The 14,426-nt window shown below is 70.5% G+C and carries 17 protein-coding genes; 15 read left to right on the top strand and 2 right to left on the bottom strand.

The features are described from left to right. Window positions 1–282: 282 nt before the first annotated feature. The 8 genes from AFM16_RS09995 to AFM16_RS09960 are packed head-to-tail and all read left to right on the top strand — an operon-like array spanning window position 283 to window position 6,848. Window positions 283–1,035, top strand: a complete 753-nt coding sequence (locus AFM16_RS09995) for a helix-turn-helix transcriptional regulator (protein WP_030791249.1) — start codon at window positions 283–285, stop codon at window positions 1,033–1,035. Next, on the top strand, window positions 1,032–2,453 hold the full coding sequence (sufB, locus tag AFM16_RS09990; RefSeq protein WP_030791245.1) for a Fe-S cluster assembly protein SufB: 1,422 nt from the start codon (window positions 1,032–1,034) through the stop codon (window positions 2,451–2,453). The genes AFM16_RS09995 and sufB overlap by 4 nt, the downstream gene beginning before the upstream one ends. Before the next feature lie 59 nt (window positions 2,454–2,512). After that, entirely contained in the window at window positions 2,513–3,691 is a 1,179-nt protein-coding gene (sufD, locus tag AFM16_RS09985; RefSeq protein WP_030791241.1) for a Fe-S cluster assembly protein SufD, read from the top strand. Continuing rightward, window positions 3,691–4,011: a non-heme iron oxygenase ferredoxin subunit gene (locus tag AFM16_RS09980; protein ID WP_030791239.1), complete on the top strand. Its 321-nt coding sequence runs from the start codon at window positions 3,691–3,693 to the stop codon at window positions 4,009–4,011. The genes sufD and AFM16_RS09980 overlap by 1 nt, the downstream gene beginning before the upstream one ends. Before the next feature lie 7 nt (window positions 4,012–4,018). Continuing rightward, window positions 4,019–4,783, top strand: a complete 765-nt coding sequence (sufC, locus tag AFM16_RS09975) for a Fe-S cluster assembly ATPase SufC (RefSeq protein WP_030791234.1) — start codon at window positions 4,019–4,021, stop codon at window positions 4,781–4,783. Beyond that, on the top strand, window positions 4,780–6,036 hold the full coding sequence (locus AFM16_RS09970) for a cysteine desulfurase (protein ID WP_030791230.1): 1,257 nt from the start codon (window positions 4,780–4,782) through the stop codon (window positions 6,034–6,036). The genes sufC and AFM16_RS09970 overlap by 4 nt, the downstream gene beginning before the upstream one ends. Window positions 6,037–6,051: 15 nt before the next feature. Continuing rightward, window positions 6,052–6,519 (top strand): Fe-S cluster assembly sulfur transfer protein SufU, encoded by a 468-nt coding sequence (gene sufU, locus AFM16_RS09965; protein ID WP_030791224.1) that lies wholly within the window; start codon window positions 6,052–6,054, stop codon window positions 6,517–6,519. Next, a complete protein-coding gene (locus AFM16_RS09960) occupies window positions 6,516–6,848 on the top strand; it encodes a metal-sulfur cluster assembly factor (RefSeq protein ID WP_030745090.1) in 333 nt (110 codons plus the stop codon). Before sufU ends, AFM16_RS09960 begins: the two co-directional genes overlap by 4 nt. 98 nt (window positions 6,849–6,946) lie before the next feature. Here AFM16_RS09960 and AFM16_RS09955 read toward each other — a convergent pair whose 3' ends face one another. Next, window positions 6,947–7,786 (bottom strand): AbfB domain-containing protein, encoded by an 840-nt coding sequence (locus tag AFM16_RS09955; protein ID WP_078633078.1) that lies wholly within the window; start codon window positions 7,784–7,786, stop codon window positions 6,947–6,949. A 195-nt stretch (window positions 7,787–7,981) separates the two neighbouring features. On the opposite strand from AFM16_RS09955, the gene AFM16_RS09950 reads away from it, so the two are divergent. The 5 genes from AFM16_RS09950 to AFM16_RS09930 all read left to right on the top strand — a co-directional run bounded on the left by AFM16_RS09950 (window position 7,982) and on the right by AFM16_RS09930 (window position 11,998). After that, window positions 7,982–8,302: a DMT family transporter gene (locus AFM16_RS09950; RefSeq protein WP_078633077.1), complete on the top strand. Its 321-nt coding sequence runs from the start codon at window positions 7,982–7,984 to the stop codon at window positions 8,300–8,302. Further along, complete coding sequence (locus tag AFM16_RS09945) at window positions 8,302–8,850, top strand: TetR/AcrR family transcriptional regulator (RefSeq protein WP_030791220.1); 549 nt, start codon at window positions 8,302–8,304, stop codon at window positions 8,848–8,850. Before AFM16_RS09950 ends, AFM16_RS09945 begins: the two co-directional genes overlap by 1 nt. 225 nt (window positions 8,851–9,075) lie before the next feature. After that, complete coding sequence (gene dapD / locus AFM16_RS09940; RefSeq protein ID WP_030791219.1) at window positions 9,076–10,065, top strand: 2,3,4,5-tetrahydropyridine-2,6-dicarboxylate N-succinyltransferase; 990 nt, start codon at window positions 9,076–9,078, stop codon at window positions 10,063–10,065. A 167-nt stretch (window positions 10,066–10,232) separates the two neighbouring features. Next, on the top strand, window positions 10,233–10,790 hold the full coding sequence (locus AFM16_RS09935; RefSeq protein ID WP_078633076.1) for a SigE family RNA polymerase sigma factor: 558 nt from the start codon (window positions 10,233–10,235) through the stop codon (window positions 10,788–10,790). Next, a complete protein-coding gene (locus tag AFM16_RS09930; RefSeq protein ID WP_030791216.1) occupies window positions 10,787–11,998 on the top strand; it encodes a WD40 repeat domain-containing protein in 1,212 nt (403 codons plus the stop codon). The genes AFM16_RS09935 and AFM16_RS09930 overlap by 4 nt, the downstream gene beginning before the upstream one ends. Window positions 11,999–12,003: 5 nt before the next feature. Here the strand turns inward: AFM16_RS09930 and dapA are convergent, their stop codons facing one another. Then, window positions 12,004–12,921, bottom strand: a complete 918-nt coding sequence (gene dapA, locus AFM16_RS09925) for a 4-hydroxy-tetrahydrodipicolinate synthase (RefSeq protein WP_030791214.1) — start codon at window positions 12,919–12,921, stop codon at window positions 12,004–12,006. Window positions 12,922–13,067: 146 nt separating this feature from the next. Here dapA and AFM16_RS09920 point away from each other — a divergent pair, with 146 nt between their 5' ends. Both AFM16_RS09920 and AFM16_RS09915 read left to right on the top strand, forming a co-directional pair. Continuing rightward, window positions 13,068–13,664, top strand: coding sequence for an ArsR/SmtB family transcription factor (locus AFM16_RS09920; protein ID WP_030791207.1), 597 nt, complete (start codon window positions 13,068–13,070; stop codon window positions 13,662–13,664). Between the two features lie 3 nt (window positions 13,665–13,667). Beyond that, on the top strand, window positions 13,668–14,399 hold the full coding sequence (locus AFM16_RS09915) for an SRPBCC family protein (protein WP_078633075.1): 732 nt from the start codon (window positions 13,668–13,670) through the stop codon (window positions 14,397–14,399). The last annotated feature ends 27 nt before the right edge of the window (window positions 14,400–14,426 follow it).

Genomic DNA, 14,426 nt, shown 5'->3' with positions numbered 1-14,426 from the left:
GGACGGGGTCTCCGACGGCCGGGTACGGGAACCGGCCACGGGAGGGACGGCAGGTGCGGGAGAGGGTGACTCGGCCCGGCGCGTCACCCGTCCGGCACCGGTAAGTGGGCCGGTGGGAGGGGGTGCGGGCCGGGTCGCGCGGACCCCTCGGCGGACCCCCGCCGTGATCGATCAGTGATCGTTTCCGCAGGTCAGATTAGGTATGCCTAAGTGACGCAGGGCACCGTCCACCGGTCCGGGCGCGGGTTGCCTGCCCCTGAGGAATTACGCAACAATGGCGTTGTGAAAAACGTCGGCGAGGCTCGGGCGACCCCTCAGGGGGCACCCCAGGAAGAGCTCGCGACCGGGGAGCGCTCCACGCGCAACCGCGTCGCGCGCTCCATCCTGGACCACGGGCCGTCGACCGTGACCGAGCTGGCCGGGCGCCTCGGGCTCACCCCCGCCGCCGTCCGCCGCCATCTCGACGCTCTGGTCGCCGATGACGTCGTACAGGCCCGTGAGCAGCGGGTGTACGGAGCGCGGACCCGCGGCCGACCCGCCAAGGTCTTCGCCCTCACCGACTGCGGCCGGGACGCCTTCGACCAGTCCTACGACACACTCGCCGCCGACGCCCTGCGCTGGATCCAGGAGCGCTTCGGCGGGGACGAGGCGGTCGTCGCCTTCGCCCGCGCCCGGATCGCCGAACAGGCCGCCGCGTACCGCGCGGCGATCGAGGCCGCGGCCCCCGAGCGGCGCACCGAGGCCCTGGCGAAGGCCCTCAGCGCGGACGGGTACGCTGCGACGGCGCGCAGCGCGCCCCTCCCCCGAAAAGGCGAGCAGCTCTGCCAGCACCACTGTCCCGTCGCCCATGTGGCCGAGAAGTTCCCGCAGCTCTGCGAGGCGGAGACCGAGATCTTCTCCCAGCTTCTCGGCACGCACGTCCAGCGGCTGGCGACCATCGCCCACGGCGACGGTGTGTGCACGACGTTCATCCCCGAGATTTCCCAGACCACCCACAACGCATCCGCCAGCACGGCCGGGAGGAACCCCGCATGACTCTCCCCACGGAGACTGCCCACCCCGAACTCGAGGGCCTGGGCACCTACGAATACGGCTGGGCCGACTCCGACGAGGCCGGCGCCTCCGCGAAGCGTGGCCTGAACGAGGACGTGGTCCGGGACATCTCGGCGAAGAAGTCCGAGCCGGAGTGGATGACCAAGCTCCGCCTCAAGGGCCTGCGCCTCTTCGAGAAGAAGCCCATGCCGAACTGGGGCTCCGACCTCTCCGGCATCGACTTCGACAACATCAAGTACTTCGTGCGGTCGACGGAGAAGCAGGCGGAGTCCTGGGAGGACCTGCCCGAGGACATCAAGAACACGTACGACAAGCTCGGCATCCCCGAGGCGGAGAAGCAGCGCCTCGTCGCCGGTGTCGCGGCCCAGTACGAGTCCGAGGTCGTCTACCACCAGATCCGTGAGGACCTGGAGGAGCAGGGCGTCATCTTCCTCGACACCGACACCGCGCTGAAGGAGCACCCGGAGCTCTTCAAGGAGTACTTCGGCACCGTCATCCCGGTCGGCGACAACAAGTTCGCGTCGCTGAACACGGCCGTGTGGTCCGGCGGCTCCTTCATCTACGTCCCGCCGGGCGTCCACGTGGAGATCCCGCTCCAGGCCTACTTCCGTATCAACACGGAGAACATGGGCCAGTTCGAGCGGACCCTGATCATCGTCGACGAGGGTGCCTACGTGCACTACGTCGAGGGTTGTACGGCCCCGATCTACAAGTCGGACTCGCTGCACAGCGCCGTGGTCGAGATCATCGTCAAGAAGAACGCCCGCTGCCGCTACACGACCATCCAGAACTGGTCGAACAACGTCTACAACCTGGTCACCAAGCGCGCCGTCGCCTACGAGGGCGCCACCATGGAGTGGATCGACGGCAACATCGGCTCCAAGGTGACGATGAAGTACCCGGCCGTCTACCTGATGGGCGAGCACGCCAAGGGCGAGACGCTCTCCATCGCCTTCGCGGGCGAGGGGCAGCACCAGGACGCCGGCTCCAAGATGGTCCACATGGCGCCGAACACCTCCTCCAACATCGTCTCCAAGTCGGTGGCGCGCGGCGGCGGCCGCACCTCGTACCGCGGTCTGGTCGAGATCGGCGAGGGCGCGCACGGCTCCAAGTCCAACGTGCTGTGCGACGCGCTGCTGGTCGACACCATCTCCCGCTCGGACACCTACCCCTACGTGGACGTCCGCGAGGACGACGTGTCCATGGGCCACGAGGCGACCGTCTCCAAGGTCTCCGAGGACCAGCTCTTCTACCTGATGAGCCGCGGCCTCAGCGAGTTCGAGGCGATGGCGATGATCGTGCGCGGCTTCGTCGAGCCCATCGCGAAGGAGCTGCCGATGGAGTACGCGCTGGAGCTGAACCGGCTGATCGAGCTTCAGATGGAGGGCGCGGTCGGCTGAGCACCGCCCCGCACCCCGTCCAGCCCCTTACGTAACGGAAAGCGAGCATTACGACAGCCATGGCTGAGGCTCAGAGTATCCCGGTGGGCTCCACCACCGCCGGCGCGATCGCGGTCGCCGCCGAGTCGACCGTCGCCACGCGCATGAGCGCGCCCCCCTCCTTCGACGTCGCGGACTTCCCGGTCCCGCACGGCCGTGAGGAGGAGTGGCGGTTCACCCCGCTGGAGCGCCTGCGCGGCCTCCACGACGGCACCGCGGTCGCCACCGGCGGCGTGAAGGTCGACGTCCAGGCCCCCGAGGGCGTCACCGTCGAGACCGTCGGCCGCGACGACGCCCGCCTCGGCCGGGCCGGCACCCCGGTGGACCGGATCGCCGCCCAGGCGTACTCCGCGTTCGAGCAGGCCGGTGTGATCACCGTCCCCAAGGACACGGTCCTCACCGAGCCCGTCCGGATCGCCGTGCACGGCGAGGGCGGCACCGCCTTCGCCCACCAGGTGATCGAACTGGGGGCCTTCGCCGAGGCCGTCGTCGTCATCGACCACACCGGTGACGCCGTGCTCGCCGCCAATGTCGACTACCTCCTGGGCGACGGCGCCAAGCTGACCGTCGTCTCCGTCCAGGACTGGGACGACAAGGCCGTGCACGCGGCCCAGCACAACGCCCTGATCGGCCGCGACGCCTCCTTCAAGTCCGTCGTCGTCACCTTCGGCGGCGATGTCGTCCGGCTGCACCCGCGCGTGACGTACGCCGGCACCGGCGGCGAGGCCGAGCTGTTCGGCCTGTACTTCACGGACGCCGGCCAGCACCAGGAGCACCGTCTGCTGGTCGACCACAACGTCCCGCACTGCAAGTCCAACGTCGTCTACAAGGGCGCGCTCCAGGGCGACGACGCGCACGCCGTGTGGATCGGCGACGTGCTGATCGAGGCCAGGGCCGAGGGCACGGACACCTACGAGATGAACCGCAACCTCGTCCTCACGGACGGCGCGCGCGTGGACTCGGTGCCCAACCTGGAGATCGAGACCGGCGAGATCGTGGGCGCCGGCCACGCCTCCGCCACCGGCCGCTTCGACGACGAGCAGCTCTTCTACCTGATGGCCCGCGGCATCCCGGCCGACGAGGCCCGCCGTCTGGTGGTCCGCGGCTTCTTCGCCGAACTGGTCCAGCAGATCGGTGTCCCGGACATCGAGGAGCGGCTGCTCGCCCGGATCGAGACCGAGCTGGAGGCCACGGTCTGATGGCCGCCTTCGTACGCGCCTGCGGACTGAGCGAGCTGGAGGAGGACACCCCGAAGCGGGTGGAACTCGACGGCACGCCGGTCTCGCTGGTGCAGACCGAGGGCGAGGTGTTCGCCATCCACGACATCTGTTCCCACGCGAACGTCTCGCTCTCCGAGGGCGAGGTGGAGGACTGCCAGATCGAGTGCTGGCTGCACGGCTCCGCGTTCGACCTCCGCACCGGCAAGCCGTCCGGCCTTCCCGCGACGCGCCCCGTCCCCGTATACCCCGTCAAGATCGAAGGGGACGACGTGCTCGTCTCCCTCACCCAGGAGTCCTGAGGCCACCATGGCAACGCTTGAAATCCGAGACCTGCACGTCACCGTCGAGGCCGACAACGCCACGAAGGAGATCCTCAAGGGCGTCGACCTCACCGTGAAGCAGGGCGAGACGCACGCCATCATGGGCCCCAACGGCTCCGGCAAGTCCACCCTCGCCTACTCCCTCGCCGGGCACCCCAAGTACACGATCACCGGCGGCACCGTGCTGCTCGACGGCGAGGACGTCCTGGAGATGTCCGTCGACGAGCGCGCCCGCGCCGGCCTCTTCCTGGCCATGCAGTACCCGGTCGAGGTCCCCGGCGTCTCGGTCTCCAACTTCCTGCGCACCTCCGCCACCGCCGTCCGCGGCGAGGCCCCCAAGCTGCGCACCTGGGTCAAGGAGGTCAAGGAGGCCATGCAGCGCCTCAACATGGACCCCTCCTTCGCCGAGCGCAACGTCAACGAGGGCTTCTCCGGCGGTGAGAAGAAGCGCCACGAGATCCTCCAGCTCGAACTGCTCAAGCCGAAGGTCGCGATCCTCGACGAGACGGACTCCGGTCTGGACGTCGACGCCCTTCGCATCGTCTCCGAGGGCGTCAACCGCGTCCGCGAGACCGGCGAGGTCGGCACCCTGCTGATCACGCACTACACGCGCATCCTGCGCTACATCAAGCCCGACTACGTCCACGTCTTCTCCGGCGGCCGCATCGTCGAGTCCGGCGGCGCGGAGCTGGCGGACAAGCTGGAGAACGAGGGCTACGAGGCATACGTGAAGGGTGGCGCATCCGCGTGACACAGCTGCCGGGCCTCCTCGACACCGAGGCGCTCCGCAAGGACTTCCCGATCCTGGACCGGGTGATCCACGACGGCAAGAAGCTCGTGTACCTGGACAACGCGGCGACCAGCCAGAAGCCGCGCCAGGTGCTCGACGCGCTCAGCGAGTACTACGAGCGCTACAACGCCAACGTCCACCGCGGCGTGCACGTCCTCGCCGAGGAGGCCACGGCGCTGTACGAGGGCGCCCGGGACAAGGTCGCCGGGTTCATCAACGCGCCCAGCCGCGACGAGGTGATCTTCACCAAGAACGCCTCGGAGTCGCTGAACCTCGTGGCGAACATGCTGGGCTGGGCCGACGAGCCCTACCGCGTGGACGCCGAGACCGAGATCGTCATCACGGAGATGGAGCACCACTCCAACATCGTGCCGTGGCAGCTCCTGTCGCAGCGCACCGGTGCGAAGCTGAAGTGGTTCGGCCTCACCGACGACGGCCGGCTCGACCTCTCCAACATCGACGAGATCATCACCGAGAAGACGAAGATCGTCTCCTTCGTGCTGGTGTCGAACATCCTCGGCACGGTCAACCCGGTCGAGGCGATAGTCCGCCGTGCCCAGCAGGTCGGCGCGCTGGTCTGCATCGACGCCTCGCAGGCCGCCCCGCACATGCCGCTGGACGTCCAGGCCCTCCAGGCCGACTTCGTGGCCTTCACCGGCCACAAGATGTGCGGCCCGACCGGCATCGGCGTCCTGTGGGGCCGCCAGGAACTCCTGGAGGACCTGCCCCCGTTCCTCGGCGGCGGCGAGATGATCGAGACGGTGTCCATGCACTCCTCGACCTACGCGCCCGCCCCCCACAAGTTCGAGGCGGGCACGCCCCCGATCGCCCAGGCGGTCGGCCTCGGCGCGGCGATCGACTACCTCGACGCGATCGGCATGGACAAGATCCTCGCCCATGAGCACGCCCTCACCGAGTACGCGGTGAAGAAGCTCGGCGAGGTCCCGGACCTGCGGATCATCGGCCCGACCACGGCCGAGGACCGCGGCGCGGCGATCTCCTTCACGCTCGGCGACATCCACCCGCACGACGTGGGCCAGGTCCTCGACGAGCAGGGCATCGCGGTCCGTGTCGGTCACCACTGCGCGCGGCCCGTCTGCCTGCGGTACGGAATTCCCGCGACCACACGAGCGTCGTTCTACCTGTACTCCACGCCGTCCGAGATCGACGCACTGGTCGAGGGCCTGGAGCACGTACGGAACTTCTTCGGCTGAGGGACGAGCGATCGCATGAAGCTGGACTCGATGTACCAGGAAGTCATCCTGGACCACTACAAGAACCCCCACGGGCGGGGCTTGCGGGACGGCGACGCCGAGGTGCACCACGTCAACCCCACCTGCGGTGACGAGATCACCCTGCGGGTGAAGTACGACGGCACGAGGATCGCGGACGTCTCGTACGAGGGCCAGGGCTGCTCCATCAGCCAGGCCAGCGCGTCCGTGCTGAACGAACTCCTGGTCGGCAAGGACCTGCCGGAGGCGCGGAAGATCCAGGAGACCTTCCTGGAGCTGATGCAGTCCAAGGGCAGGATCGAGCCCGACGACACCATGGAGGAGGTGCTGGAGGACGCGGTGGCGTTCGCCGGTGTCTCCAAGTACCCGGCCCGGGTCAAGTGCGCCCTCCTGAGCTGGATGGCGTGGAAGGACGCGACGGCCCAGGCCCTGGGCGGAGCCGACGCCGAAAGGAAGACGGCATGAGCGACACCGTGGAGATGAAGCCGGCCTCGGAGGAGGAGCTCCGCGAGGCCCTGATGGACGTCGTCGACCCCGAGCTGGGCATCGACGTCGTCAACCTCGGCCTGATCTACGGCATCCATGTCGACGACGCGAACATCGCCACCGTCGACATGACCCTGACGTCGGCGGCCTGCCCGCTGACGGACGTCATCGAGGACCAGGCCAAGTCCGCCACGGACGGCCTCGTCAACGAACTGCGCATCAACTGGGTCTGGATGCCGCCGTGGGGCCCCGACAAGATCACGGACGACGGGCGGGAGCAGCTCCGCGCGCTGGGCTTCAACGTCTGAGCGTCTTTGTGGAGAGCGGCGGCACCTCAGGGAAGGTGCCGCCGCTCTTCGGTGTTCCCGGGTGTTCTGCGGTGTTCTGCGGTGTTCTCGGGGGGTGTTCAGTCCAGCCCGGCCACCAGGAAGAACGACGCGTCCATCCGGAAGAGATCGCTGTCCTGGTACGGGTCCAGCCGGATCCGGAAGTTCTGGTGGCGCAGATAGCGGCCCGGGTAGTTCACCGACTCCAGCATGACCGCGCCGGAGTAGGGGGAGGAGCGGGCGCAGAAGGTGGCGTCCTGCCGGAACAGCGAGGAGCCGTCGCTGCGTTCGGAGCGCAGCACGAAGTCGCGGTGGCGCAGATAGGTCCCGTCGGCCGTCGCGAAGGAGTAACAGGCGCTGTCCGCCAGCCCCTTGACCACGGTGAAGGTGGAGTCCTGACGGGACTCCGAGCCCCGCACCGGGTCGAGCCGCACCAGGCCGTCGCCGATGTGCCAGTACCGGTCGGGGTAGTTGACCGAACTGACCGAGCGGTCCGCGCTCGCGGGCACGGAGGCCGACGGCTTCCCGGCCGGGGACGGGGCCGAGGCCGAGGCGCGGGCGGAGGGGCTGCCCTGCGGCCGCGGTGAGGCGCTATGGCCCCCGGCGGACGGGGAAGCGGTTTCTGAGGGCTTCGGGCCCTTCCCGTCGCCGTCGGAGGGGCTCGCGTCGGCGGAGGGCGTGGCGAAGGAGATCAGCCCGCCCGTCTCGTCGTCCGAGAGCGCCTTGCCCCCACGGGCGTCGGTCGCCTCGCCGGCCGGTTCGTCGTTCAGGGCGATCGCGGTCACGCACGCCGCGACCGTGGCCACGGCGAGGGCGCCGGCGAGCCAGAGCCGACGGGTTCCGGGGGCCCGGGAGGTGTCCGGGGCCCAGCCGTTCTCCCAGGGCTCTTCCCGGGGAGGCCGGGACGTCTCTCTTGGCATGCGCGGTTCCTCCGGCGGCGCCTCCGTGTAAATGAACGGTGAAACAGTAGTGGAAGCCGTGTGGCACGCTCATCCGTTTCGGTGAGCGGTTTCTATAACGCTTTCGCAGCTCCGGGGGCCTCAACTGCCGCTCGTACAAGGCGAGTCCGTACCAGCGGTACCCAAAACGGACCGCCGGTATGTACGCTCGTACACATGGGTTACCTGACGCTCGCCGGCGCCATCGCCGCCGAGGTGGCCGCGACGACCGCCATGAAGTACAGCCACGGCTTCAGCAGGCTCTGGCCCAGCCTGCTGACGGCCGTCGGCTATGTCGTCTCCTTCGCCCTCCTCGCCCAGACCCTCAAGTCGGTGGGCATCGGCACGGCCTACGCGATCTGGGCCGGCGTCGGCACGGCGGCGATCGCCGTCATCGGCCTCGTCCTCTTCGGCGAGGCCCTCACCCTCACCAAGGTCGCCGGGATCGCGCTGATCGTCGGGGGAGTGGTGGTGCTGAACCTGGGAGGCGCGCACTGATGGCCCGCCGCCACGATCCCGAGCGCCGTCAGCGGATCATCGACGCCGCCATCCGGGTCGTCGGCCGCGCGGGCCTGGCCGGCCTCAGCCATCGCACGGTGGCCGCGGAGGCGGACGTACCCCTGGGCTCCACGACGTACCACTTCGCGACGCTGGACGACCTTCTCGTGGCGGCCCTGCGCCAGGCCAACGAGGGCTTCGCCAAGGTCCTGGCGTCCCACGGCGACCTCGCCTCCCCCGACGCGGACCTGCCCGCCGGACTGGCCGCCCTCCTCGGCGAGTGGCTGGCCGGCGACCGGACCGGCGTGGAACTGGAGTACGAGCTGTACCTGGCCGCCCTGCGCCGCCCCGCGCTGCGCCCGGTGGCCGCGGAATGGGCGGACGAGGTCACCGCCCTCCTCGCCCCCCACACGGACCCCGCCACGGCGAAGGCACTGGTCGCCCTCATGGACGGCATCTGTCTCCAGGTACTCCTGACGGACACGCCGTACGACGAGACGCACACGCGGGAGACACTGACCCGGCTGCTGGCTCCGCCGGGTGCGTAGGGGCGACTGCGCACCGGCGGGAGCGGGTCGTCGCGGCGCGGCCCCGCGCGTAGCTCTTCGCCGTGCTCTTCGCCGTCCCGTCGGACGCGGCAGCGGGCAGCCTTCCGCCCCGCAGCAGGCGCCACCGTTCCCACCCCGCGAGTTCGCGCAGCGGCCCCGCCCGGGACCTGAGACGGCCGCGCCGCTGGTTAGCCTCCGCGTGCCCGGTCCGGTTAGGTTTCCCTCATGACCGACACGACTGCTCCCCGCACCACCGGCGCCGCGGCCGCCGGCCTCGCCACCCTCGCCGCCGACGGCACCGTTCTCGACACCTGGTTCCCCGCGCCCGCGCTCACCGCCGAGCCCGGCCCGGCCGGCACCGAGCGGCTGTCCGCCGAGAAGGCCGTGGAGCTGCTCGGCGAGGGCGCGGCGAAGTCGATCGGCCCCGACGCCCGCCGCGGCGTCGAGGTCGTGGCGGTCCGCACGGTCATCGCCTCCCTCGACGAGAAGCCGATCGACGCCCACGACGCCTACCTCCGGCTGCACCTGCTCTCCCACCGCCTGGTGAAGCCGCACGGCCAGAGCCTGGACGGCATCTTCGGCCACCTCGCCAACGTCGCCTGGACCTCCCTCGGCCCGGTCGCCGTGGACGACGTCGAGAAGGTCCGCCTCAACGCCCGCGCCGAGGGCCTGCACCTCCAGGTGACGTCCATCGACAAGTTCCCGCGCATGACGGACTACGTGGCCCCCAAGGGCGTCCGGATCGCCGACGCCGACCGGGTCCGCCTGGGCGCGCACCTCGCCGAGGGCACGACCGTGATGCACGAGGGCTTCGTCAACTTCAACGCCGGCACGCTCGGCACGTCGATGGTCGAGGGCCGTATCTCGGCCGGCGTGGTCGTCGGTGACGGCTCGGACATCGGCGGCGGCGCCTCCACGATGGGCACGCTGTCCGGCGGCGGCAACGTGATCATCTCCATCGGCGAGCGCTGCCTGGTCGGCGCCGAGGCGGGCGTCGGCATCGCGCTCGGCGACGAGTGCGTGGTCGAGGCCGGCCTGTACGTCACCGCGGGCACCCGCGTGACGATGCCCGACGGCGAGATCGTCAAGGCCCGCGAACTCTCCGGCGCCTCCAACATCCTCTTCCGCCGCAACTCGGTCACCGGCACGGTCGAGGCCCGCCCGAACAACGCGGTCTGGGGCGGCCTGAACGAGATCCTCCACAGCCACAACTGACACCCGCGAGGCCGACCGGAGCGCCCTTCCGACCCGTGTGGAGGGGCGCTCCGCCATGTCCTCTCACGCATATCGACGGCGAAGGCATAGCGGCGGCGTCCCGCACGCGTCACACCGGACACAGGAGCCGGACACACGGTCCGCTCCCGGGGGAAGAGAAGGTGACGATGGATGCCGAAGGGCTGGAAGGTTTCCGGGACTTCGTGGACAGCAGGTCGTCCGCGCTGCTGAGGACGGCCGTCCTGCTCAGCGGCGGCGACCGGCACGCCGGTGAGGACCTCCTCCAGAACGCCCTGGCCAAGGCGGCGGGCCGCTGGCACCGCATCGACGAACCGGAGGCGTACGTACGGCAGGTGCTCTACCGTCAGCAGATCAGCCGCTGGCGGCTGAAGTGGCCCCGCCGGGAGGTGAGCGTCGCCGAGCCCCCGGAACAGGGCGCGGCCCCCGACGCCTCCGCCGCCGCCGAACTGCGCGTCGTGATGCGCGCGGCGCTGTCCCGGCTGACCTCCCGCCAGCGCACGGTGCTGGTGCTGCGCTACTTCGAGGACCTGCCGGAGGCCGACGTGGCCCGGCTCCTCGGCTGCTCCGTGGGCACCGTACGGTCCACCACCCACCGCTCGCTGGCCCGGCTGCGCACGCTCGCGCCGGAACTCGCCGCCCTCGGCCCGGCGGCCGTCGAGCAGCGGCCGTCCCGTGACTACTCGCCCGTGGAGGTGCGTCCGTGAACGTCGACGAACTCGTGCGTGACTCCCTGCGCGAGCAGGCCGACACCCAGGAACCGGTCCGGCCGGGACTCGCCGACCGGGTGCTGGCCCTGCGCCGGCGCCGCCGTACCCGCAGGTTCGCGTCGATCGCGGCCGCGACCGCCGCCGTGGTGGCCGTCGCCCTGGCGGTGCCGCTGCTGGAGTCCGGCGGCGGGACCGACGTACGCCCCGCGGACGTCACCCCGCCGAACCGGACCGTCGCACACCCGGACCAGTCCCCGCCGACCGATCTGATCGCGGCCGGCCGGACGGCGCTGGCCGCCTACCACACGACGACGGTCGTCCCGCGGTCGGCGAAGCAGGAGGTGTCGGTGCGCACCTGGTGGCTGCTGAACCCGACGACGAAGAAGTACGTGAAGACCACGAAGTGGTCGTGGGTCGCCGTCGCCCCGGGCCTGCGGACGGCGGCGGTCCTCGAACAGGATCTGCCGGTCCGCCGGATCGGCCTGCTCGACCTGGCGAGCGGCGACGTCAAGCGGTGGATCCCGGTGGACCACACGGTCGGCGGCCTGGCGTTCTCGCGCGACGGACGCGAGCTGGTCGCGACGACCTATGACGAGAACCCCGACCAGCGGTTCAGGAGCGTCGAATCCGACCACGAGGAGCCGGTCCCGGAGAACGAGTCGTCCCGCACCGGCTTCTACGTCCTGGACGTCGCCTCGGGGAAGGGCTCCTGGACCGAGGCCCGCCGCTCCGCCGACGAGGACGGGTTCGGCAACAGCCGCCAGGACTTCGCGTTCAGCCGCGACGGCAGCCTCGTCTGGGCGGGTTCGCCGATGGCGCCGGGCCATGTGTACTACGACCGGCAGGGCAGGCAGGTCGAGCCGCCGCCCGGCGAGAAGCACGTGGTGTGGTACGTCGAGGCAGGGCTCTCGCCCGACGGGAAGCGGCTCGCGGGCGATTTCGCGGGCGTGAAGCACAAGACGTCCTCCTGGATCCTCGACCCCCGCACCGGCGAGAAGCTCACCGAGACGCGCGGTCAGCAACTGCTCGCCTGGGCGGACGACTCCTCGCTGATCGCCTGGGACATCGGCAAGGACGGCAACGAGTTCCACCAGCGGCTGGTGCTGGTGACGCCCGGCAGTGAGAAGACCGTGGTCCTCTCCGGCTTCCGTGGCACCGGGGACAACACCCCGGGCCGTTGGGAGCCGGTCTTCGCGGACCGCTGACCGGCTCACGCCCGAGGCCGCCCCGGGGCCGTACTCGCCAGGAGGCGTTCGTAGGACGCCCGCAGCCCGTCGACCGTGTCCCGGTCGGCGGGCCGCAGCGGTGCCCGGACCGGGCCGGCCGGCAGGCCCAGGGTGTTGAGCAGGCCCTTGGCGGTGACCGTGCCGGGCAGGCCGGCGGACATCAGCAACTCGATGAGTTCCGTGGCCTGTTGCTGGAGGGTGGCCGCGGCGCCGGTGTCGCCCGCGTCGAACAGGTCCAGTACGGCGCGGAGTTGGCCGGGGATCACGTTGGCGACCGTGCTGACGTATCCCGCGCCGCCGACCGCGTACAGGGCGAGGTTGTGCTCGTCGCAGCCCGCGTAGTACGCCAGCGAGGTGCGCGCGAGGACCTTCTGGGCGGCGAGGAAGTCGTAGGAGCAGTCCTTGACCGCGACGATCCGGGGGTGTTCGGCGAGCCGGATCAGGGTCTCCGGCTCGATGCGGGTGCCGGTGCGGCCCGGGATGTCGTACAGCATCACCGGCAGCCCGGACGCGTCCGCCACGTCCCGGAAGTGGGCCTCCAGGGCGTCCTGCGGGGGGCGGCTGTAGTACGGGCTCACCACCAGCACCCCGTCCGCGCCCGCCTTCTCGGCCGCGCGGGCGAGTTCCACGGTGTGCCGGGTGTCGAAGGTGCCCACCCCCGCGACGACCGTCGCCCGGCCGCCCACCGCGTCCCGTACCGCCGCGATGAGTTCCGCCTTCTCGGTGTCCGAGGTGGTCGGCGACTCGCCCGTGGTCCCGGAGAGCACCAGGCCGTCGCAGCCGCCGTCCACCAGCCGGACGGCGAGCCGCCGCGCCCCGTCGAGGTCCAGCGCCCCCGTCCCGGTGAAGGGGGTGACCATCGCGCACAGGGCGCGGCCGAAGGGGGTGGATGCGTTCGTCATGGGAGCAAGTCTCGGCAACCAGACCGTGTAGCTCCACTTAAATTTTCTACCGAGTATTGGTAAGTGCCGCTGAGAGATTTCGTCGGCGGTCCACCGAACACTTCAGCCTCCTGGACAAAAAAAGTTTTCGGTGAGACGGTGGATCCATGCTGGACGTGACCGTCATCGAGGACCCCGAGGCCGCCGCCGTCTCCCTGGATCCCATCAGGGCGCGGCTGCTCGCCGAGCTGGCCGCCGGGCCAGCGTCGGCCGCCATGCTGGCCGGGAAGGTCGGGCTGCCGCGGCAGAAGGTGAACTACCACCTGAAGACGCTGGAGCGGCACGGCCTGGTCGAACTGGCCGGTGAGCGCCGCAAGGGCAATGTCACCGAGCGGCTGATGCGGGCGACCGCCGCGTCGTACGTCATCTCGCCGCTCGCCCTCGCCGAGGTGCAGCCGGACCCGGACCGCTTCCGTGACCAGCTCTCCGCCCGCTGGCTGCTGGCGCTCGGCGCCCGGCTGGTCCGGGACGTCGGCTCGCTGATCACCGGCGCCACCAAGGCCCGCAAGCGGCTCGCCACCTTTGCGCTGGACGGCGAGGTCCGCTTCGCCTCGGCCGCCGAACGCGCCGCGTTCATACAGGAGTTGACGGCCGGTGTCAGCGCGCTCGTGCGCAAGTACGACGCGCCCGACGCCGAGGGCGGCCGCGATCACCGGATTGTCGTCGCCGTCCATCCCACGCTCAAGAAGACCGAGTTGGAGTAGACCATGTCCAAAGAGTTCGAGATCGCCCGCGAGTTCGAGGTCGACGCCTCTCCGGAGGAGGTGTGGGAGGCGGTCACCCGGGCCACTGGCGCCTATCTGTGGCCGATGGACCCGCCGGAGCCCCGGGTGGGCGGTGCCGCCGCCTTCGGGTCCACCGTCACCGCCTGGGACCCGCCGCACCACCTCACCGTCCGCAGTGAGGACGTCGGCTTCTCCGTGCAGAGCGTGAACCAGGTGGAGCACGTCATCGAGGCCCGCGACGGCGGCCGCCGCGCCTGGGTGCGGTACGTGCACAGCGGGATCTTCACCGACGACTGGGACAACCAGTACGACGGCGCCGCCAAGCACACCGACTTCTATCTGCACACCCTGCGCGCGTACTTGACGCACTTCGCGCCCCGCCCGGTGACCTTCTCCTCGGCGGACGGCCCCGAGGCGTCCGCCACGCGCGAGGGACTCGCCGCCGTCGGCGCGGCGCTCGGGCTCACGGACGGCGACGCCCAGGGCGCCCGGGTGACCGCGCGCGGACCGCGGGAGTTCGACGCCGAACTCGACTACCGCGACCCGTACTTCATCGGGCTGCGCACCGACACCGCCCTCGTCCGGATCTTCGGGCGCGGGGTGTGGGGCGCCCCGGTCGGCATCAGCGTCCACGACTTCGCGCCGGACGCCGACGCCAAGGAGACCGGGGCCGCCTGGCAGGACTGGCTGAACGGCGTGTTCGACCAGCCCTGACGCAGCCCTGACGGCGGCTGCCGTTAC

Origin of the sequence: Streptomyces antibioticus (assembly GCF_002019855.1) — a bacterium.
GTDB classification, from domain to species: Bacteria; Actinomycetota; Actinomycetes; order Streptomycetales; family Streptomycetaceae; genus Streptomyces; species Streptomyces antibioticus_B.
The sequence above is the reverse complement of the archived record's forward strand: the minus strand, read 5'-3'. Positions and strand labels throughout refer to the sequence as shown.

Excerpts from the sequence above, each read along its gene's own strand:
- sufB (WP_030791245.1), top strand. The coding sequence starts at position 1,032 with ATGACTCTCCCCACGGAGACTGCCCACCCCGAACTCGAGGGCCTGGGC.
- sufD (WP_030791241.1), top strand. The coding sequence starts at position 2,513 with ATGGCTGAGGCTCAGAGTATCCCGGTGGGCTCCACCACCGCCGGCGCG.
- AFM16_RS09980 (WP_030791239.1), top strand. The coding sequence starts at position 3,691 with ATGGCCGCCTTCGTACGCGCCTGCGGACTGAGCGAGCTGGAGGAGGAC.
- sufC (WP_030791234.1), top strand. The coding sequence starts at position 4,019 with ATGGCAACGCTTGAAATCCGAGACCTGCACGTCACCGTCGAGGCCGAC.
- sufU (WP_030791224.1), top strand. The coding sequence starts at position 6,052 with ATGAAGCTGGACTCGATGTACCAGGAAGTCATCCTGGACCACTACAAG.
- AFM16_RS09960 (WP_030745090.1), top strand. The coding sequence starts at position 6,516 with ATGAGCGACACCGTGGAGATGAAGCCGGCCTCGGAGGAGGAGCTCCGC.
- AFM16_RS09955 (WP_078633078.1), bottom strand. The coding sequence starts at position 7,786 with ATGCCAAGAGAGACGTCCCGGCCTCCCCGGGAAGAGCCCTGGGAGAAC.
- AFM16_RS09950 (WP_078633077.1), top strand. The coding sequence starts at position 7,982 with ATGGGTTACCTGACGCTCGCCGGCGCCATCGCCGCCGAGGTGGCCGCG.
- AFM16_RS09945 (WP_030791220.1), top strand. The coding sequence starts at position 8,302 with ATGGCCCGCCGCCACGATCCCGAGCGCCGTCAGCGGATCATCGACGCC.
- dapD (WP_030791219.1), top strand. The coding sequence starts at position 9,076 with ATGACCGACACGACTGCTCCCCGCACCACCGGCGCCGCGGCCGCCGGC.
- AFM16_RS09935 (WP_078633076.1), top strand. The coding sequence starts at position 10,233 with ATGGATGCCGAAGGGCTGGAAGGTTTCCGGGACTTCGTGGACAGCAGG.
- dapA (WP_030791214.1), bottom strand. The coding sequence starts at position 12,921 with ATGACGAACGCATCCACCCCCTTCGGCCGCGCCCTGTGCGCGATGGTC.
- AFM16_RS09920 (WP_030791207.1), top strand. The coding sequence starts at position 13,068 with ATGCTGGACGTGACCGTCATCGAGGACCCCGAGGCCGCCGCCGTCTCC.
- AFM16_RS09915 (WP_078633075.1), top strand. The coding sequence starts at position 13,668 with ATGTCCAAAGAGTTCGAGATCGCCCGCGAGTTCGAGGTCGACGCCTCT.